Origin of the sequence: Spirosoma endophyticum, assembly GCF_900112365.1 — a bacterium.
Classification (GTDB): Bacteria; Bacteroidota; Bacteroidia; order Cytophagales; family Spirosomataceae; genus Spirosoma; species Spirosoma endophyticum.
Map to the genome: position 1 here is coordinate 123189 of NZ_FOLQ01000008.1, position 20260 is coordinate 143448.

General features: G+C 48.4%; 19 protein-coding genes and 1 pseudogene. 7 read left to right on the plus strand and 13 right to left on the minus strand.

The window, feature by feature from the left end:
* Positions 1 to 7: 7 nt before the first annotated feature.
* The 3 genes from BM202_RS20180 to BM202_RS20190 are packed head-to-tail and all read right to left on the minus strand — an operon-like array spanning position 8 to position 3929.
* Complete coding sequence (locus tag BM202_RS20180) at positions 8 to 2056, minus strand: alpha/beta hydrolase domain-containing protein (protein WP_093829453.1); 2049 nt, start codon at positions 2054 to 2056, stop codon at positions 8 to 10.
* A 24-nt stretch (positions 2057 to 2080) separates the two neighbouring features.
* Positions 2081 to 2818 (minus strand): hypothetical protein, encoded by a 738-nt coding sequence (locus BM202_RS39315; RefSeq protein WP_093829455.1) that lies wholly within the window; start codon positions 2816 to 2818, stop codon positions 2081 to 2083.
* A 34-nt stretch (positions 2819 to 2852) separates the two neighbouring features.
* Complete coding sequence (locus tag BM202_RS20190; RefSeq protein WP_394333800.1) at positions 2853 to 3929, minus strand: AMP-binding protein; 1077 nt, start codon at positions 3927 to 3929, stop codon at positions 2853 to 2855.
* A 158-nt stretch (positions 3930 to 4087) separates the two neighbouring features.
* On the opposite strand from BM202_RS20190, the gene BM202_RS20195 reads away from it, so the two are divergent.
* Entirely contained in the window at positions 4088 to 4522 is a 435-nt protein-coding gene (locus BM202_RS20195) for a nuclear transport factor 2 family protein (protein ID WP_093829457.1), read from the plus strand.
* A gap of 3 nt (positions 4523 to 4525) precedes the next feature.
* Here the strand turns inward: BM202_RS20195 and BM202_RS20200 are convergent, their stop codons facing one another.
* Complete coding sequence (locus BM202_RS20200; RefSeq protein WP_093829758.1) at positions 4526 to 4978, minus strand: QcrA and Rieske domain-containing protein; 453 nt, start codon at positions 4976 to 4978, stop codon at positions 4526 to 4528.
* A 120-nt stretch (positions 4979 to 5098) separates the two neighbouring features.
* Here BM202_RS20200 and BM202_RS20205 point away from each other — a divergent pair, with 120 nt between their 5' ends.
* From BM202_RS20205 to BM202_RS20220, 4 genes are all read left to right on the plus strand, one after another.
* Positions 5099 to 5569 (plus strand): DUF2452 domain-containing protein, encoded by a 471-nt coding sequence (locus BM202_RS20205; protein ID WP_093829459.1) that lies wholly within the window; start codon positions 5099 to 5101, stop codon positions 5567 to 5569.
* Positions 5570 to 5618: 49 nt separating this feature from the next.
* Positions 5619 to 6443: a 1,4-dihydroxy-2-naphthoyl-CoA synthase gene (gene menB / locus BM202_RS20210; protein WP_093829760.1), complete on the plus strand. Its 825-nt coding sequence runs from the start codon at positions 5619 to 5621 to the stop codon at positions 6441 to 6443.
* Between the two features lie 374 nt (positions 6444 to 6817).
* A complete protein-coding gene (locus BM202_RS20215; RefSeq protein WP_093829461.1) occupies positions 6818 to 7159 on the plus strand; it encodes a YtxH domain-containing protein in 342 nt (113 codons plus the stop codon).
* Between the two features lie 160 nt (positions 7160 to 7319).
* Complete coding sequence (locus BM202_RS20220) at positions 7320 to 8360, plus strand: YrzE family protein (protein WP_093829463.1); 1041 nt, start codon at positions 7320 to 7322, stop codon at positions 8358 to 8360.
* Between the two features lie 151 nt (positions 8361 to 8511).
* Here the strand turns inward: BM202_RS20220 and BM202_RS20225 are convergent, their stop codons facing one another.
* The 3 genes and pseudogenes from BM202_RS20225 to clpB form a co-directional block, all read right to left on the minus strand.
* Positions 8512 to 9066, minus strand: coding sequence for a restriction endonuclease (locus BM202_RS20225; protein WP_245776733.1), 555 nt, complete (start codon positions 9064 to 9066; stop codon positions 8512 to 8514).
* A pseudogene (locus BM202_RS38265) lies at positions 9054 to 9174 on the minus strand (DNA polymerase III subunit beta); the annotation flags it as partial. The gene BM202_RS20225 and the pseudogene BM202_RS38265, both read right to left, overlap by 13 nt.
* A gap of 80 nt (positions 9175 to 9254) precedes the next feature.
* Positions 9255 to 11876: an ATP-dependent chaperone ClpB gene (gene clpB, locus BM202_RS20230; RefSeq protein WP_093829466.1), complete on the minus strand. Its 2622-nt coding sequence runs from the start codon at positions 11874 to 11876 to the stop codon at positions 9255 to 9257.
* 133 nt (positions 11877 to 12009) lie between these two features.
* Here clpB and BM202_RS20235 point away from each other — a divergent pair, with 133 nt between their 5' ends.
* Complete coding sequence (locus BM202_RS20235; RefSeq protein ID WP_093829468.1) at positions 12010 to 12843, plus strand: hypothetical protein; 834 nt, start codon at positions 12010 to 12012, stop codon at positions 12841 to 12843.
* A gap of 90 nt (positions 12844 to 12933) precedes the next feature.
* On the opposite strand, the gene BM202_RS20240 is transcribed toward BM202_RS20235, so the two are convergent.
* Together BM202_RS20240 and BM202_RS20245 are read right to left on the minus strand one after the other, a co-directional pair.
* The gene (locus BM202_RS20240) at positions 12934 to 13881 is read right to left on the minus strand and encodes a tryptophan-rich sensory protein (RefSeq protein ID WP_093829470.1); all 948 of its coding nucleotides are present in this window, start codon (positions 13879 to 13881) and stop codon (positions 12934 to 12936) included.
* Positions 13882 to 13957: 76 nt separating this feature from the next.
* Complete coding sequence (locus tag BM202_RS20245) at positions 13958 to 15034, minus strand: SDR family NAD(P)-dependent oxidoreductase (protein WP_093829472.1); 1077 nt, start codon at positions 15032 to 15034, stop codon at positions 13958 to 13960.
* 165 nt (positions 15035 to 15199) lie between these two features.
* On the opposite strand from BM202_RS20245, the gene BM202_RS20250 reads away from it, so the two are divergent.
* Entirely contained in the window at positions 15200 to 15760 is a 561-nt protein-coding gene (locus BM202_RS20250; protein WP_093829474.1) for a DUF4136 domain-containing protein, read from the plus strand.
* A 70-nt stretch (positions 15761 to 15830) separates the two neighbouring features.
* Here the strand turns inward: BM202_RS20250 and BM202_RS20255 are convergent, their stop codons facing one another.
* From BM202_RS20255 to pheS, 4 genes are all read right to left on the minus strand, one after another.
* Entirely contained in the window at positions 15831 to 17144 is a 1314-nt protein-coding gene (locus BM202_RS20255) for a DUF937 domain-containing protein (protein WP_093829476.1), read from the minus strand.
* Between the two features lie 155 nt (positions 17145 to 17299).
* Positions 17300 to 17488, minus strand: coding sequence for an exodeoxyribonuclease VII small subunit (gene xseB, locus BM202_RS20260; RefSeq protein WP_093829478.1), 189 nt, complete (start codon positions 17486 to 17488; stop codon positions 17300 to 17302).
* Positions 17489 to 17563: 75 nt separating this feature from the next.
* Positions 17564 to 18763, minus strand: a complete 1200-nt coding sequence (locus BM202_RS20265) for an exodeoxyribonuclease VII large subunit (protein WP_093829480.1) — start codon at positions 18761 to 18763, stop codon at positions 17564 to 17566.
* A gap of 89 nt (positions 18764 to 18852) precedes the next feature.
* Positions 18853 to 19893 (minus strand): phenylalanine--tRNA ligase subunit alpha, encoded by a 1041-nt coding sequence (pheS, locus tag BM202_RS20270; protein WP_093829482.1) that lies wholly within the window; start codon positions 19891 to 19893, stop codon positions 18853 to 18855.
* Between the last annotated feature and the right edge of the window lie 367 nt (positions 19894 to 20260).

A 20260-nucleotide genomic window follows, 5' to 3' on the forward strand; every position in this document is an offset into this window, starting at 1 on the left:
GTTGGGCTTATTTCAATACATTGCTTTCTTCGGCGGCTTTGATGTATTGCTGAACATCGGCGGCTAACAGCAAACGCTGTTTTTGCAGCGTTTGCGCCCATTTCCGAACGGCATCTACGTACTTGGTATGCGTGTGATATCGTTCCTGCACTGATAACCGGGGATCACCGGATGAAACGCGTTCGGCTTGCGTGACCTTGAATGGGATGCTCTGCCCCGCGCCTTCACAACCTTCATTTTCGCCAAAGTTCGCGCTGCGTAGTGCCCAGCCGGTTGTGGTAGCGGTTGGTACGGCAACGGGCGGCAACCGGATACCGGCTACTTCATTCCCGTCTTTATCAACTTTGGAAACGAAATTCACGTAAGATGGGCGTCCTGCTACGTCGTGTGGAAATGTAGTCAGAATCCCCTGTTGGGTTGACGAACCAAAATCAAGCAGATAGCGGGTGGTGACCAAACCATTATAAACGACGCCAGGAATGGTAGGCCAGCCAAGCGCATCCTGGGGAACCAGGCCCGTTTGAGAACCAGGTTGTGGAATAGCCACAACCGCTGTACTGGTTGACTGCCGGGGTACTTCGCTATCTGGTGGCACTGTTCCCCGCGTAACCCATTCATCCAGTGCCAGAAATAGAGCCCGTAGCGCGGGTTCGGCGTTGGTTGGATTTTGAAATTGTTGACAAAGGCCCCGACTATTTCCGTTCCCTGTGCCATGTTGCGCACCGGATATCAGGTAAAAACGGACGTTGTCAGGATCGGGTAGATCGTTTCCTTTAGTATCGGTATGCAGAAGTGAAGCCGCTTTTACCCAGTATTCATTTGCCGAATTGATCTCGAATACCTTTGGACACGTATTTGTCGCAGTGCATTGAGCCAGACGACCCGCCGTTTTGCCCGTAAGCGGATCAGTCAGAACAGGATAGGCGAACGGAAAAACACCTTCTGGATATAAGTGATTTTGCCGGTTACGCTCGGTTCTTGAGGGCTGCGCAAAACGGATATTCAAGCCAATGCCACTGCCGCCCCCCATCCAGTTTTCGATGCCATCGAGGACGCGCCGTTTCTGCTCATCGTCGGCGTTGAAACCCAGCGTTTGAAAGTCATTGACGTAGCGGGCCGGTTGCGAAAGCGAATACGAAAACGTGTACCTGATATCATCTGCCAGCGGATTCGGATTGCCGAAATCGTCGGCGGTGGCGTAGCGTAAAAACGACACAAAGTCGCGGGTGGCCGCAAAGCCTATTCCAGCCACTATTGGATCGCGGGCTGTGTAGTGAAACTCATAAATGGCACTTTGCCGAAATGGCGTTCCAGCGGGCAGCAGCCGAATCGTTCGATCATTGACGTATTCCCAATCGCTGGCCGGAATGATTTTGGCGGAATCCTGTAAGTGTTCCCGCACCGTAAGCATTGCCTGGGTTTTGGTCAGATTGGCTGCCGGATAAGCCAGCGCATACGTTTCCGACGTAGCATTATCGTACACAATGTATTCGTAGGAGGGACCCGTAATCATTGATCCATCTTTATTTCGAGCAATGGGGACGCTGATGGTCAGGTTGTTATTGACTGATGAAGCCGATGGGTCCCAGCCATTCCAGGCCATCGTGTAGCCTAAATTCATAAGGAATCCCTCGCCAGCCTGGGCCGCTGTTATGGGGTCATTTCCACCACTACTGTTATTGAATCCGCCGAAAAGCTTGCCACCCCGATTGTTTATTTCCAGAAACAACTTGTGATTCCCCTGACTTAGGTTGATAGGTTTCAGGATGTAAATATCCATCGAATACTCGACCATCCCCCTAGCGTTACGTGGCGCAAGGGCAATGTCGGTAATGAGGGCGTTTTGCGGACTGGCCGGGTCAAGCTCTCCATAGGCTTTACCCCGGAGTTTTTCATAGGCGCCCACCTGTCCGAAGGTTTTCCCCTCAAACGTAGGGGATTGCCGACTGGTAATTTCGATGCGAACGATGCGTGCCTGAGCCGTCAGATTTGCCGCGAATAGCAGCAACACCAAAAAGGAATGTACTACGAATTGCTGTAAACCAATACGGTTCATCGTTGAAAAAAGGGGAGGTGTATGCTACTGGAGATTCTTCAGCGTCTTGGTCAGGTCCTTAAATGGGCTGACATCATACCATTCTTCAGTGCCGAGGTTCAGCCACTGCCCATCGCGTTGCGGACGTTTTAACTGGGCGTCGTCGGGGTCGTAGTCATGGTTATAGACGGCGCTCATTACATGTTGCAGTATCGACCAAGGGAGTGTTTTCGTTTGTTCACTCCGATTCTGAATGCTCACTACGTTGACTGAACGTTTCGCAAAAGAGGCTGTCAACCGTAGTTCAATGGCGCCTTGTGGCCCGGCAAAATTCAGGTATGTTAATTCAAAAGGGCGCTCACGGCCAGTCGCTTCATAAGTAGCCTGAATGAGTTCCTGGATAATATACTGCCAGTCGTCGGGCTTCATTGGTTTGCCTTGCTTGCGTTCATCGGCTTCCAGAGTCATGTCCCAAAAGTCATCGTCCTCATCCAGCTCATCTTCATTAAGCGGTTGCAGGCGGGTTTTCCCGACCAGATTCTGTATGGTTTCCAGCCACGGTTTGGGTAACTGACCCGCCCAGGTGAAATCATCATCGCGGGTATATCCTTCGGCAATTAATTCATCATCGTCGATGTCGTCGCGGTCGGGATACGTAATGGCGAGGTCAACCTGGATGGCATTATTAGCAACAGGCGTTAGCGCCAGGGTGTAAAAATAAGCGTAAGGCGCGGGCAGCGACCGGGCGGTCTGGTAGCGAATATGGAGTTTTTTGAACGACATGCTTTTTTGTCAATAGGACAGCGGTGGGGTAAAGTTAGGGGATTCGGGCTATTGTCGCTTTCTGATCGATTTTACCAGTGGGTGTTTCGGCAAAGTGATCAACAACGAACACGTCTTTTGGTACTGAATACGATCCCAGTTTTTCCCGGACAACGTCTTGAGCCAGCGTCCAGAGTTGAGGCTGGAACGCAGCGTTTTCGACAACCACTACGATTCGTTGTCCCAGTCGTTCGTCGGGTAGGCCGGCTACAAAAAAACGCCGTGTCGCCGGGCCGTCAAATGCGATGAAGTTGGCCATTACACCTTGAATAATCAGTTCGACCTGCTCAGGCTGGACTTTGACACCCCCGCTATTGATGGTCCGGTCGGCTCGGCCCAGCAACCGGAAATGCGTTTGGTCAGTTAGCTCGACAATATCGTTGGTCTGGATACGGTCAAAGTTCGTCGCGGCCGACGTAATGTGCAGACAACCGCGCTCATCGGTGCCAAGCTCAACGCCATCGAGAGCGGTAAATACATCCGTTGCTTCCGGACCATTTAATCGACGCAGGGCAATGTGGGATACCGTTTCGGTCATGCCGTAAGTGGCGTAAACCGGACTCGTAATGATTTGTAACGCTTCTTCCAGCGCCGGACTGGTAGCTGCTCCACCCACCAGGATTGCTTTCATTTTATTCAGGATAGCCAGTTGTTCAGGATCATTATGTTCTAAAATCGTTTGTAGTTGCAGCGGTACAAAGGCTGTGAAGGCAAAGGACGTAGTTGAATTAAAGACAGCCAATGGATTGCCTGATGGTTCCAGGATGGTCATGGGTAGCCCTAATTCCAGCCCGCGCACCAGCATCATCACACCCGCTACGTAGTGAACATTCAGGCAGACGAGAGCTGCGTCTCCGGCCTTTAGATCCAGTGTTTTACCTGTCAGTTGGGCACTGGCCCGCATCTGTGCCCGTGTGAGCTGAATGGGTTTGGGCGTTCCGGTCGAACCGGAGGTATGGAGTGTAAACGCGGGTTGATCACTAAACCAGGCATTGCAAAATGCCAGCGTATCGGCTTCGTAAGGCGTTTGGGGCGTTGGCCAGCGATCAGGCGCCGTGGGATCGAGAATCACGGAAAACGAAAATTTAGTTTGGCTGCTATAGGGCGAACGTAAGTAACTAAGCAAATTTAGTAGCTTTATCCGGTGGTTGCCTAATTGTCCCAGTCGGCCGGATCGAGGTGATGTAGCCGCTGCGAAATCGTACAAACCTTTTATTAACCTTACCAATTATGTTAAAAAAAACCATTCTCTTCGCTTTCCTGGTCGTGGGTAGTTTGCTAACCGTAGATGGGTTTGCCCAATCGAATGAACAGGCGGTTAGCCAGGCGGTCGATAAACTTCGCGCGCTGATGATCGACCCGACTAAGGGGGGCCTGGAAGCGCTGGCGGCTGATGCCCTGACCTACGGCCATTCAAACGGCAAGATGGAAGACAAGAAAGCGTTTGTCGACGCCCTGGTTAGTGGCGAATCCGATTTCAAAACAATTGATCTGACAGAGCAGACGATCACCATTATTGACAACACGGCCATTGTACGCCATAAACTGTCGGCTGTAACCGCTAATTCCGGAACACCCGGAACGGCCAAACTAGCCGTGTTATTGGTGTGGATTAAACAGAATAAAGACTGGAAACTGCTGGCTCGGCAGGCTGTAAAAATTTAGTTATTACGTATGCACCCGGATCGTGCCCGCAGCCGTATCTGACTCAACGATATACTGGGTCAGCGGCTGTGTAGCCGGGCCATATAACACTTTGCCCGTAGGATCGAATCGCGATAAATGAAGCGGGCAATAGAATTGGTTATCGTTGGCTCTATAGATTAATTGTGTCCCCTCGTGCGTGCAGTTTGCCGATACGGCAATAAACTGACCCGCTTTCGTTTGCGCAACAATGACGTTGTTGCTAACCACGTAGCCGCCCTTCACCGTTAAATTTTCGTTCCCTTTATCACTCAGACGTAGTGTAAAGTCAACTTTCTGATTTGGATCAGGCGTCGGATCTCCGCCAGCTTTATCCCCACAGCCTGCAGCGCAGTTTGTCAGGAGAATGGCGCCAATACTCGTACCGACAATTCGAAAAAACTCGTGTCGGTCCATTGAGGGAAAGATGGTTTCCATGTCTGTTCGTTGTAATTTTGCCAAATGAACGTCGCTACGGCGATGTAAATATGCGTTATTTTTTGTCATTCCACGACAGCGAACAAAAGTGTTCGTCGGGCAGTTTCCCAACAAATTATTATGGAAGAAGCGAAGGTATTTATTAATCCGATCTCGCCAGACAAAGTAGCCGAATCACCCGGTTTGCTGGCGTATGCACACACCGCGGGTAGTGCTGTGATCCGACCGGAAGACAAGGGCAAGATTACCGGAAGGGCCGTTGCGGCCATGCGTGAGCAGACGGATATGCAACTCAGCCAGTTGTATAAACAAATGCAGTTGCTGGCCGAACAGGCAACCGCCATCCGTAATCGGGTCGAGATTTCGGAGCGGATTTACTCGGCCCAGATGAGTTTCGAGCCCGTTGTGGGCCACACCTATCACTTTTATCAGCGCAAGAATGGCACCGATCTTCTATCTATGATTGGCCCAAATGAATGGGGACGCAAGTTTCCGTTTGAGCGCTGCCTCGCCACCGTCCGCATGATGGCCGACCATACATGGGATGTGTATTATCACGAAACCACTTATGGAGTGATGAATGATAAATGATAAATGCCTGTTGGTACTCATCATTCATCATTCATCATTCATCATTCATATGCAAAGCAATTACCCCTGGGAACCCATTAAAGAATATGAGGAGATTCTGTTCAGCTATTTCGACGGAATCGCCAAAATCAGTATCAACCGTCCGCACAAACGTAACGCCTTTACGCCCCTGACAGTCCGGGAAATGTCGGAAGCTATGGAGTTGGCTCGGCAGGATGAGCGCGTAGGTGTCATTATCCTGACGGGCGAAGGGGGCGAAGCCTTTTGTTCTGGAGGGGATCAATCGGTACGGGGGCATGGTGGCTACGTGGGTGAGGACAAAGTGCCACGCCTGAACGTACTGGACCTGCAAATGCAGATTCGTCGTATTCCAAAGCCTGTCATTGCCATGGTGGCGGGTTATGCCATTGGTGGCGGGCACGTATTGCACGTCGTTTGTGACCTGAGCATCGCGGCTGAGAATGCCCGTTTCGGGCAGACGGGCCCTAAAGTTGGCTCGTTCGATGGCGGATTCGGTGCGTCATATCTGGCGCGGGTAGTCGGCCAGAAAAAGGCGCGTGAAATCTGGTTACTTTGTGATCAATATGATGCACAGGAAGCCCTGGAAATGGGCCTTGTGAATAAAGTCGTGCCGCTCGACCAACTAGAGGAAGTCACGATTGCCTGGTGTCGAAAAATACTGGACAAAAGTCCCCTTGCGTTGCGCATGCTCAAAGCGTCGTTCAATGCGGAACTAGATGGTCAGGCGGGTATTCAACAATTAGCGGGCGACGCTACGTTGCTATACTACTTATCGGAAGAAGCCAAGGAGGGCAAAGACGCTTTTCTGGAAAAGCGAAAACCCGATTTTAGCAAGTTTCCGAGGTTTCCCTAAGATTTCGAGACAGAATACTGTCCAGTACGCGTCGCTGTTTGATGCAATAGTACCAACATTTTAGCAAAAACGACAAATGCAGACTTCGTCAGTCTGCATTTGTCGTTTTTGCCTTTCCAGAGTGTACTGCGCTGAACATAGCCAGCTAGTTCAGCGTGATACACCGCCGGACTGACTGGTCGAACCTGGATCGACTTGAGAGAATGTTCCACGTAGTTGAGTAAAATTACCTACAAGTATATCCATTATTTGAGTATAATTAGTTATGTATATGTACTTATAGTCAGATGATTAACGTATTGGGGGGCCGTTGGCACACTTTTTATTTACTAGGTTGACTGTAGTTTATAAGTAAATTTAATTACCTCAGTACCATGCATTTTCCAAGAAGAAAACACCCCCAGGTTTACCTCACTGATCAAACTTACCTTTCAGGGCTACTGACAGGGGTATTAACCGGTTTGGCTATCGGTTTTCTATTCGCTCCCCGGTCAGGCAAAGAGCTACGTAAACAGATCGCAGACAGCGTAAGCGACCAAACCAAGGAAGTTCAGAGCCAATGGGACAAAACCAAAGCGCAGGCCAAAGAAACCATCGACAACCTCAAAACCAATGTGGGGTACGTCACCGATAAAGCGGGGGACAAGGCTGATCAGTTAGCGGATGACGCCAAGTCGGGCCTTGATAAAGCCAAAGACACGTTCAGAATTGGCTAGCGTACCAGCGGCTTACTCTGATTTACTCAACTCCTGTGAAAGAATCCCTGACTCACCCTGAATCGGGGATTCGCTTTTAACAACCTAAATCGACAGGTAGTGGCTACCTAAATGACCAGGGCTTTTTACATTATCTTTTTACTATTCATTATTGAAAATTATGCAGCGTGAACTTTCTTACTCAACTGAACCGGTTTATGGAATCGGCAATTTTATGAAACGTATTTCCTGGAGTGCCATATTCGCCGGGGTTCTGGTGGCTATTGTTGCCCAGATGTTGCTGACTCTTTTGGGGCTCGGCATTGGCTTAAGTACTATTGATCCAGTAACGGAACAAAATCCGACCGCCGGGCTGGGCACGGGAAGTGCTGTCTGGTACATCATCAGTAGTTTACTCTCCCTGTTTGTGGGTGGGTGGATTGCTGGTCGGCTCGCCAGCTCTCCCCGCCTGTTTGATGGCATTATTCACGGCGTACTAACTTGGTGTCTGGCTACGTTGATCACAATCTATTTTCTGACTACGACCATTGGTAGTCTCATTGGTGGGGCTGGTCGACTGGTCGGTAGCTTGGTTAGCACAGCCGGATCAGCTGTTGCTTCGGCAGCGCCCGGTATTGGTAATGCGGTACAGGGCCAGCTGAAAGAAAACGGCATCGATTTACAAAACGTAGATTTGTCTAATCTGACGCAGGAAGCGAACAAACTGCTACGGCAAACGGCAAACCCCAACCTGAACCCAAACACCCTGGAGCGTAAAGCCGATCAGGCGGGTCAGCAGGCGAAAGCCTCGGCTGAGCGGGCAGCTTCAGACCCCCAAGCAACCGATGATATCGCGGGTGGTTTGTTCAAACAATTGTTCAAGCAGGGGCAGGCTACAGTCAACAGTGTGGATCGGGAAGATGCCGTGAACGTCGTTATGAAACGGACGGGCAAGAGCCGGGATGAATCTGAACAGATCGTTGACAATTGGATCAATACCTACAAACAAGCTGCTGCTAAGTTAGAACAGACCAAGAAAGAAGCAGAAGTCAAAGCTCGGCAGGCGGCAGACGCCACGGCCTCTGCCGCGTCCAAAGCCGCTATTTTCGGCTTCTTCGGCCTATTGATTGGCGTAATAGCTGCCGGATACGGCGCCAAGATGGGAACTGACTCCAAGGACGATGTAAATGCATCGGATCGGCCCATTGGAGCAGTTCGCTAAGGTAATACACCGGAAGAAGGATTCCTCTCCGAAAAAGCAAAAACAGGTTTTAGTAAGTGCCCGTAAAAACAAACAGGTCCGACTTGTCATTCGGACCTGTTTGTTTTTACGGATACGTCGAAGCTAATAAAGAAAAGACTTCTACAATGAATTATAGAGAGTAACTAAGAAAAGTTGAGACGTAACTATTCACCATTGATAATAATTCCTTCCCATCGATTAGCTTTAAGTAGTGTTGGTATGATTTAGTTGCATATTTTTTTATAACATCAGCAGAGAATCTTAGATTAGTGACCATAACACCAGTACTAGCTTTTAATTCATTTATTTTAAAGAGAAACCTTTCTACTAGTTCAATTCCTAAAGGTGCTTTTTTGCGTGTTTTACATTCAATCAAATGGCATGTTGGGATTACTCCTTCATTTATTGCAACCATGTCATAGCCACCGTCTCTTGTTCTTTTGGTAGGTGTTACATCATAACCTAAGCCAATAAAGAGCTTTCTGACAATCCGCTCAAAATCGTAATGATGTGTACTGTATATCTTCTTATTGTTATTGTAAATTTCTAAAATTAGCTCATCAACCGCATCTACATGTAACTTCCTATTGAGTTCATTAATTAGAATGACTGCGGTAATACCGCTTGGGCTTAATTTTGCTGGATTTAGATCATCAACACGAACATCAATGATCCCATCCTCAATCCTGAATAGAAAATTCTCTAAGATTGGTACAATTGGATTAGTGCCGACTACGCCGTTAATAAGCTGTAGATTTTTTAGAAGTACTGAGGACGATACAATAAACTTCATAAGTCTGAAAAGTTATCTGCATAAATATACAAAAAAAGCCCGGCCACTTCTCAGCAGTCGGGCTTTCCAAAATCTATTAATTACATCTCGATTTCAGCATCCAGATTCGTAAAAGCGATCTCGCCCTCGTTGTTTAATTCCATCAGGACGACAGAATCTTTCTTGACCTCGTTGGCCAGAATGGCTTTCGACAGTTCATTGAGTACCCGACGTTGCAGTACGCGTTTCAGCGGACGGGCACCAAAGATGGGGTCGAATCCTTCTTCGCCGAGTTTGGTTAGCGCTTCGTCCGTCGCGTCGAGCTGGATGCCGTTTTCAGCCAGTCGTTGCTTGATCTGACGGAACTGAATGTCCACAATCTTGCGGATGTTGGCCTGCGTCAGCGGCTCGAACATTACGATCTCGTCAATTCGGTTCAGGAACTCGGGACGTATCGTTTGACGTAGCAACTCCAGCACCGCCGACTTGGCTTCTTCCAGCACCAGCGAGTGGTTCCAGCCTTCGTCTTCGGTAAATTTCTCCTGAATCAGGTGACTACCGATGTTCGACGTCATGATGATGATCGTGTTCTTGAAGTTCGCTACACGACCTTTGTTATCGGTCAGGCGGCCTTCGTCGAGCACCTGCAACAGAATGTTCCAGACATCGGGGTGCGCTTTTTCGATTTCGTCAAGCAGGACCACCGAGTAGGGTTTGCGACGCACCGCTTCGGTCAATTGACCACCTTCGTCATAACCAACGTAGCCCGGAGGGGCACCAATCAACCGGCTAACGGCGTGGCGTTCCTGATATTCCGACATGTCGATACGAACCAGCGCATTCTCGTCATTGAACAGGTATTCGGCCAGCGTCCGGGCAACTTCGGTTTTACCAACACCCGTGGTGCCGAGGAAGATAAACGAACCAATAGGCCGTTTCGGGTCCTGCATTCCGGCCCGACTCCGGCGTACCGCATCCGCCACCACTCCAATGGCTTCAGCTTGTCCGACTACGCGTTTGCCAAGTTCTTTCTCCAGATTGAGCAGTTTATCCCGATCGCTTTGCAGCATTTTTGAAACTGGAATTCCCGTCCATTTGGCTACCACTTCGGCAATATCCTCGGCGGTAACTTCCTCCTGCATCATCCGATCCGACGAGTCTTTGTCGGTATCTTCTTTAACCAGTGAGTTCAGTTTCGTTTCGATCTCGGGAATACGGCCGTAGCGGATTTCGGCTACTTTCCCGTAATCGCCCGCCCGTTCGGCCTGTTCGGCTTCCAGACGCAATTTGTCGAGCTGCTCTTTCAGGGTTCGGCCTTCGTTGACCGATGCTTTTTCACCTTCCCATTTGGCTCTCAGATCATTACGTTGTTCGCTTAAGTCCTCGATCTGGCGACTCAGAAATGTTTCTTTTTCCCGGTCGTTTTCCCGCCGAATGGCTTCCCGTTCAATTTCCAACTGCATGATACGTCGGTTGAGTTCGTCGAGTTCTTCGGGAACCGAATCCATCTCCAGGCGCAGTTTGGCAGCCGCTTCGTCCATCAGATCGATGGCTTTGTCGGGTAAAAAACGATCGGTAATGTAGCGCGTTGAGAGTTCAACAGCGGCAATCACCGCATCGTCTTTGATCCGAACGCCGTGGTGCAGTTCGTACTTTTCCTTGATACCGCGTAGAATCGAAATGGCATCGGGCATGTCGGGCTCATCGACCATGACGGCCTGAAACCGGCGTTCAAGCGCTTTATCTTTCTCAATATATTTCTGGTACTCCTTCAACGTAGTCGCACCAATCGTATGCAGTTCACCACGCGACAGGGCTGGTTTCAGCAGGTTGGCCGCATCCATAGCGCCTTCACCACCGGCACCCGCGCCGATAAGCGTGTGAATCTCGTCGATAAACAAAATAATTTGACCGTCAGAATCCGTCACTTCCTTGATAACGGCTTTCAAACGTTCCTCAAACTCGCCTTTATACTTGGCACCTGCAATCAGCAGACCCATGTCGAGCGAGACGATGGTTTTGGTTTTCAGGTTTTCGGGAACATCGCCCGACACGATACGTTGGGCAAGTCCTTCAACAATGGCGGTTTTACCCACACCTGGCTCACCCAGTAAAATCGGGTTATTCTTCGTACGGCGGCTCAGGATTTGCAGTACCCGCCGAATTTCCTCATCACGGCCAATCACCGGGTCGATTTTGCCGGTGCGTGCCCGTTCGTTCAGATTAACGCTGAACCGTTCCAGGGATTGATATTTAGCTTCTGCGTTTTGGTCTTTCACCGAATTTCCTTTTCTAAGTTCGTTGATAGCCGCTTTCGTTTGTTTCTCGTTGAAACCGGCATCCTTCAATAACGTTGCAATTTGGTCTTTACCGCCCATAAGTCCCAGCAACATCAACTCAACACTGACAAATTCGTCGCCGAACTCTTTGGTATAGCTGGTGGCTTTGGCCAGGGCTGCGGCTGTATCATTACTGAGGTAAACGCTGCCGTTACCTCCTGAAATCTTTGGATACGTAGTTAGAATGGCCTGTAGAGCACCACTTGTATTCTGTAAGTTGATTCCAAGTTTTTTCACAATGAAACCAATTACGTTTTCGTCTTCCGACAGAATGGCCTGAAGCAGGTGACCTGTTTCAATGGCTTGCTGGCCGTTCCCCAGCGCAATCTCCGACGCTTTCTGAACGACCTCCTGTGCTTTTACGGTGTAATTTTTAAAGTCCATGACAGTGAAGGTTTAGTATTTTTTATTGTATACCTACTCTATAACAAATCACGGACCGAGCTAGTTTTTTCAGTCATTTTGGCGGATAAACAGCTTTTTTGACTCTTATTTGCGACAAAATGGCTTGAAAATAATGGAAGATAGAATGGGAGTTGTCAAGAAACTATTTAGCATTACTTATCAAGCACTCGAACAACAAATGGATTTTCATTCAAGTACGGTAAGGGTGTTACATGCTAAAGATTTATTTGAAAAATTACCTTTCTTCTTGACAAGTTTTATAACTGTATATGAAAATAGCTTTTTAAGCAACATTCCCGATGATAATACATTAGCAAGTATATCCCGTAATATAATTGAATTACGTAATGTGTTTCAATATGTGATTGAATATAGGCTTTCCAAGGAAGAGAGTGAATTTAGGTCATTTTCTATGGAGTTACATAGAGCAACAAGGGAAAAAGAAATTTTGGAAAAACTCGGTGTAGATGATGGAAATGTAACACTGCGCTGGGGGTTCATCTTGTCCTTGGTTAAGGAGAATCCTTTCTGCCAGTCCCTGAATGAGAGCGAAAGAAAGAAAGTGCTGAAAGCTCAGAAGCCTTATTACTGGGAATTTATGAAGAATAAAAAAGAGCTGTTTGAGAAGGGGGCAGAAAGCGCACTATATGATCTTCTTTCTAATCTTACACATTCATTTCCGCTCAGTAACTCTATAAGAAGAGAAACACCATATAGTTTGATCTTCTCCTATGAAAAAGTACTAGCGATATGTTGTGAGGTGACAATTATTTATAGTGCATCTATAGTAAGAGACTATCTGTCATTGAGAAGCACCGTTTTTAGAAACCTAATTTATAAGGAAAGGGAATTTTTAAAAAACTGCTTAGACCCTACACCGCTTTTAAAATTTATTAATGAAAACAAGATTCAAAAAGGAGGATTATTTTCTTCGGAAGGAGATTAAATATAACGATTAATGTTTGTTAATAGGTCATCAACAACCCAAATGTTCATGCTAACAAAAAAGCCGCCCTTCATCAGGCGGCTTTCGTTACTAATCTAATTCGATTATTACTGGCTTCGTACGCTCTCGGGCAATTTCAGCCTGATGAGGTTCCTGAGTTTCGACCGATCCGGCCAGCACTTCCGCTTCGGCATCATGAATCATTATGCGGTCGTATGCATGGAATTTGCCTTTGGGGAGCCAGTAAGCTAACAAACCGACATAGGCAGCAGCCAACAAAGCGGCCGTCCAGCCAACAATGGGTTTCTTTTCCCATTGCCGGGTAGCGATGCCACCAAACCCAGCGACAAACGGAACCATGTACCAGGGGTCGTTCAACTGCCGGGCGATAAGATAACCAGCTCCTGCTGTTGCACTCAGGATGCCCGCTGATACCGGCTCATCGCGTTCTTCGTCCGGTTCCCAGGCATTCAGGGTTAATAACGTATTGGGCGTGCCGACGACCGTAGCGACGGTAAGCCATCCAGCATACAGACTCACCGGAATGCGCAGGTATTTTTCGGGAACTGGTACGTCGGTTTTGCCAATTTCCAGACTCTGATGCAACGCCAGTGCCGCAGGTAAGCTTAACTTGGTGGTTAGATCCGAAATAAGAATACTCTGTGGATCATTTTGCGAGAAAAACCGACCGAAAATGGCATTGAGCGTCCAACTAGTCCACCACCACGGCTGGGCTTTCTGATACCGAGGATTGTATTCTTCCGACGGAAGTGCCTGATGTACGAGTAGGGCCCCTAAACCAGAATAAATCGTCGACCAGACAACCCCAAACGCCCAGCCTGCCGGAACAATCATATTCTTCTCAAATACTTCCTCATATTCAACCGGTACGTCATATTCATACTCCGAGCCTTCGTGATCGGCCTCATGGCGTTTTTTACTTTGCTGCCTTGACTGACTACTCGATACGGTTGTGTAAATAATACTGCCGACGGCAAAAACCGCCGTAGCAATGCGCCAAAACGATGAATTTTTCATGCTGAGTTGAGATGTGTAGTTTAAACCTATTAGGTCTCGGACCGCCGGAGCGGTCCGAGACCTAATAGGTTTGATGTTAAGCAGCCAGTTCTTCCTCTACTTCCTCTCCCTTAACGGCCAGTTTTCCTGCTTTCTCCTTTGTGTTCTGATAGGCATCCACAACGGTTTCAACTACCTTGTCTACTACGGATGACAACGTATCAGACAACGAGTTGCCAGCCGAGCGGGCTTTGTAGCGGTAACGGGCTTTCTGAAAATCGCTGGTGTTTTTGTAGCCGATCGTCAGGGCAATACCGGCAATCACCGCGATACCGATACCTATGCCCCAGGCCAGCGAAATAGTTGGCTCTTCTTCGTCGGGCTTTTGCGACATTTTACCGCGCATCACAGCTGCCAGCGTTTCCTGAGGGGCTACGTATGACAGCACCTCGTACGATTTGTTTTTCAAACCACCCGGCACGACTTTAGATTTTCTGGCCATAAGAGCATCGTATCCGTCTTTGGCTACCATGACCGGGTCCTGTAACTCGTCCGTCACCTTTGTATTCTCCGCGCCCGCTTTGTTGAAAAAGTCGGTATCGGTGGCGTTTGGCAGAAGGGCTGTGATGGATACGTTCGTGTCTTTCAACTCGTTAACGAGCGACTGCGTGAAATTATAAACGTAGGCTTTAGTGCCCGCGTAAACAGCCATCAGCGGAGTCGGTGTGATGGATAGCAACGAAGCCAGGTTCAGGATTTTTCCTTCATCACGAGCCAGCATATCGTATAAAAACAGCTTCGTCATTTGAGTCAGCGTCAGTACGTTGAGGTGAATCATCGACTTTTCGCGCTCCCAATCGGTGTCGGTTGCAAACAGCCCATAAAGACCTACCCCCGCGTCGTTGACCAGCACATTGACCGTAATATTTTTGGCCTTTACCTGATTATATACATCCTGGGCGGCATCCTCTTCAGCCAGGTTTTTATTAATGACCGTAACGTTCTCGGTGCCATAATTGCTCTTGAATACGTCGGCGAGTCGGTCGAGTTTTTCTTCACTACGTCCAACCAGCACTAAGTTGTAGCCATCCTGGGCAAATAATTTGGCAAGCTCCTGACCGATGCCGCTGGAGGCCCCTGTAATCAGGGCAGTTTTTCCTGTTTCTGAATTCATAATCTGAATGGTTAGTTCGTAAAACGTTGCTTCTATGCAACTACGATGTTGTTAAGTTGTTTTAATAGCCTGGTATTTACGTATTACTCAAAATCTGTGGAAAGTGGGTAGTAAAGCAGACAAAATACCCTGGAATGCGTTTTAGGGGTAAGCAACTAGTCTACTATGAAAACGCAGTTCACACTCATAATTCTCTTCATCGTAGGGATAATGGGCTGTTCATCCTATCGCATCGTGCGAAACCAGGGAGACAAATCGACAAACTGGACAACGTATCGAACGTTCGCATTTATTGACACGACGCGCATTGATCCAACGCCCAGTGCGGCTTATCAGGCAGCAATCGCACAGGTTGAGCGGGCGGTAGGAACTGAATTAACCAGACGTGGGTATCAACAACTAGCTAGTAACCAACCCGCGTCTCAATCTGACCTGCTGGTAAACATAGGTGTTGTTGTCAGCGAAAAAACGCAAACCCGCCAAACGACGATTTATGAGGCACCGCGTTATATTGGTCAGCGAAGGTATCATTGGCAAAGTCAGGATGTGCCGGTTAGCACCTATAAAGAAGGAACAATTAGCCTGCACATTGTCGATGTGAAGCAGAATGCGCTTATCTGGGATGCGGCCGTTGCCGGTGTGTTAGGTAAAAAAGGAGCTACGTCTGAACAGATCAACGAAGCTGTCGACAAGGCATTTACAAGGTTTCCTGGTAATCGGAAATAGCTAAAAAATGCCCTCCCGAACATTCGGGAGGGCATTTTGTCAAGTAGATATTTTATCGTTGTTCAGGCTGTCACTTGGCAACGACTTTTACGTCAATCTTACGTAGTGTTGGCCTGGGAACTGCTGATGTGTCTCGTCGATAAACGCCTGTACCCCGGCCAATGGCGTCTACCCGAAGAAAATTGATACCAGCCGTCATTAACTGTTGCTTGATTTGATAGACCCGTTTAAAGGACAGATTTTTGTTCGTAAAACCTCCCTGGGCGTCATTGGCATAGCCAACCAGTTGAATCTGTAATTGGGGATGCGTCTTTAAGAGCGTGGTTAATTCACCAATAGCCGCGACCGAGCCGGGCGTCAGGGACAGTGAGCCGGGCAAAAACGCGACGCCTGTCATAGTAAATACACGCCCTTTGGGAAGCGCGGGATTCGTCAGGTAAGGCGTCATTAGTTGCGTCAACCCACCGGCTACTGTGGCCGTCGTTGGCGGGGTAACAGCCGTTGCCGAAGTGGCTGTTTTAGCTGCCGGATCTTTCGGAACGGCCAGCGATCGGGTAACCGTATCGGCCTGAATCGAATCGCCAGCTACGGTCGAAACGTCACTACTATCTTTGTGTTCGTCCGAATATTTTTGGGTATTCTGGTAAATGTAATAGCCTACAATGGCCAGTGCCAGCGCAATCAAGGCGCCAAACCCCCATTTGGTGAGTGCCGCATTCTCATTATCCGAATCATCGGTGAGGTCGTAGCTGGTAATCTGACGAGCAGGGGGAGCTGTTGAGCGCGTGGGCGAATCGACCGTTGGGCGCCGGGTTTGCGCTGCCTGGCCCGTCACAATTTGCTGAAGGCCAACCTTATCAACTAAACGGGGCATAAAGTCGTCTGGAACGGCGCTAATAAACGCATCGCGTTCCGAGAACAGCATCGAGGCCAGGCCTTCGGCATCCAGTTTCTGGTCTTTAACCTGTTTGCCAAGTACCTGAAGAACAATCGTGGTGGTAAGCCCCAATAACGAAATTGACGACGAGTTGCGAATCCCGGCATATGTCGAAATCATGTTGCTGATCGAACTCTTCATCGCGGGTAACAAGTGACTTATCACGTCGTTACCCTGCATAATAAGCGTATTCGTTTGGGAGGGGTCGCGTAAAATATTGCCCGGATTGTCGGTTAACGTACCGTCATATCGGCCTTTCTGAATATGGCTGTAGAGCTGATTTACGCCAATGTCGCTCATTGTTCGTTTCATCAGACCCCCTATTATCGTATAAACAAGCCCATTAACGGCTTTGCTGGTTTTATCGGCAGGTTCGTCAATATATGTGGCAATGCGCGACATAACATCCGAACTTAAAACATTATTTAAATTGGCAAATAAATTCATATGGTGAACAAACTCAATCAAGCAGAAATAAAATGGGTGCCATCACGCACATCACGACCTACATCGGCACAGAACACCCGGCGGGCAGTAGCCCCGCGATAAAATTAGGGAAGGTTTAGCAAAGGTTACATAAGACCGGCTAATAAATCCTGGATTTATCGTTTGGGTAACCGTTCGATAACTTCCTGATACTCCGTCTCGACAGCGCGCAGCCTCTCCTGACAAAATGTAATCAATTCGGTCGCCAGTCGAATCTTGCCAGGCAGTTCGTCGAGAGGTACTTCTTCGTTCTCAATTTCATTGACCAACGTACTAAGCTGGTCATAAGCATCCTGGTAAGTCATAATTAGTTATTAGTCAATAATCATCAGTCGTTAGTCAAGAGTTTCTAATCGTCAGCATACACTACCGACTGACGACTATTGACTGACGACTACGTTAATGCTTCCATCATACATCTGCACCTGAAGCGTTTCGTTGGGTTGAATGTTGGTGGTGTGGGTTAGAATCCGGCCATTGCGTAGCAGCAGCGCGTATCCTCTTTTTAGTACGTTGGATGGATCGAGGTGACGTAATGTAACGGCTTTTTCGGCAAGGTCGGTGTGGCGGCCACGAAGATATGTGTGCGAAACGAATCGCAGCCGTTCGGTTTCCCGGTCAAGGTTTTCCCGGGCTGATAGCAAGGCTTCACGAGCCACCATTCGCAGTCGCTCTCGTAGTTGAAGGCAACTTTCTTCAAACTGCCGATTGTGTTCAATCAGAAAAGCCGCTGCTTTGGTTGGGGTTTTTACGCTCTGGTGGCAAAGCAGGTCGGTAATGCTGATATTGCGTTCGTGACCAATGCCAGCCAGAATAGGAATACCAAATCCAGCGACAGTTTGTCCCATCAGATACGTATCGAATGAACCAAAATCCAGTTGTGAGCCGCCCCCGCGCACAATAACGACCGCATCATACGCTACACCATTTGTACGAATGCGCTCTAACTGCCCGCAAATGGCACGTTCGGCACCCTGGCCCTGGACCTGCGTCAGAAATTCATCGACTACGAAATCATACCCGAAAGGATTCTGTGCTAATTCGTGCCTGAAGTCGCGCCAGCCATCCGAATTGGGCGCCGTTATGAGCGCCAGCCGTTGCATAACGGCAGGGCGGGGCAGAAGCTGATTGGCCGTAATATACTGTCCGGCTTCGAGCCAGATCAGATCGGGATGATCCTTAACCAGCGAATCAAGCACCGCTTGCCGTTCCCGTTCGAGATTGCCAAGGGTGTATGATGGATCAATTTTCAGGATCTCCAGCCGCAATCCATAGACCGGGCTATAGCTTACCGATACGAGCAGTAACAGTTGAATATTACGGGCAAATGCTACGCCCGTTTCCTGCTCAAAGTTGCCGATAGTATGGTAATTCCTTCGCCAGATGCAAGCCTCCATTTTGGCGAGTGTTTCGCGGCCCGCCGATTCTCGGTCTACCAGCGTCAGGAAGCAATAGCCCCGGTCAGGGTAGTTTTTAATATCGCTTGTTTCGGCCACTACCCAAACCGCTTTCTGCCCAAATGCTTCGTCAATGACGGCTTCGAGTGTAAACGCTAAATCAGAAAGACGAATGGGAGACATTGGTAAAGAGCGAAAGAATGAAAGTGCGAAAGAGTAAAGGGCGGAATAACTCTGCGCTCAATCACTCTTTCGCACTTTCACTCATTAAATTATAGTCCTTCAAACTGTTGTAGAAACCTGACGTCGTTTTCGGTGTATAGCCGAAGGTCATTCACTACGTATTTCAATTGGGTGATCCGTTCGATTCCCATGCCGAAAGCAAATCCTGTGTATTCCTCGGGGTCGATGCCGCAGTTGGCAATGACCTGCGGGTCTACCATACCCGAGCCGGCAATTTCGACCCAGCCCGAATGCTTGCAGATATTGCAGCCTTTGCCACCACAAATCTGACAGGAAATATCAATCTCGGCGCTCGGCTCGGTAAACGGAAAATACGATGGGCGGAAACGAATTTGTGTACCCGGCTCAAACATCTCCTTCACGAAGTGATAGAGCGTATCCTTCAAATCCTTGAATCCCACGTTACGATCGATGTAAATGCCCTCAACCTGGTGGAACATGCAGTGTGCCCGTGCTGAAATGGTTTCGTTCCGATACACCCGTCCGGGCATGATAGAACGAATGGGCGGTTTTTGCCGCTCCATCAGACGAATTTGCACGTTGGACGTATGAGTACGTAGTAGCATATCGGCAGGCGCGCCATTTTCCACCTTTGCGACGAAGAACGTATCCTGCATGTCGCGGGCCGGGTGATTTTCGGGGAAGTTTAGTGCTCCGAAATTATACCAGTCCGATTCGATTTCGGGACCATCAGCCACGTTGAAGCCAATCCGTTCGAATATCTGAATGATACGTTGACGGACTAAACTCAGTGGATGCTGCGTGCCCGTCAGGTTCGGAATGGTGGGTAGAGTAAGATCAACGGGTGGCGCACTGTCGGCGGCTGTTCGCTGCTCATCTATTTGCTGGGTAAACGTTTCAAATCGTTCCTGCGCAAAATTCTTAAGGCCATTTAATTCCTGTCCCACCGCCCGGCGATCAGCCTGCGGAACAATTTTAAGTCCTTCAAAAAGTTCGGTTATCACACCCTTCCGGCTAATGAATCGCATCCTGAACTGCTCCAGTTGCTCCGGTGAGTTGATAGTATAGTGTTCAATTTCCTGATGTAGGTCTCTTACTTTGTCCAGCATATGCTACGGTTTCAGCTATTTGCTCCAACAAAGGTACATAAAAAGTGAGGAGACAGTCGGTTTGTACTAGGTGAGATCCTTATATGACTGACGAATTTGTGTTTAAAATGCGGTTGAAAACAAAAAGGAATTGATTGGACATGATACTTACCTTTTGTTGAGTAAACGGAAAATGTGCCTGAATATTAGGTAATTATGATCAGTAGTTTTACTTATTGTTGGATGATTTAATAAGTAGGTCTGATTCTTGTGAATGAATGTGGCGGGAGTGAACCTTACAAGTAGTGGCTGCGGTATGTGGATCGGTATAGTAAGTTTCTGAGTGTCAACCCATAACTCTAGTTTATTAATCATCATATCAAACGAC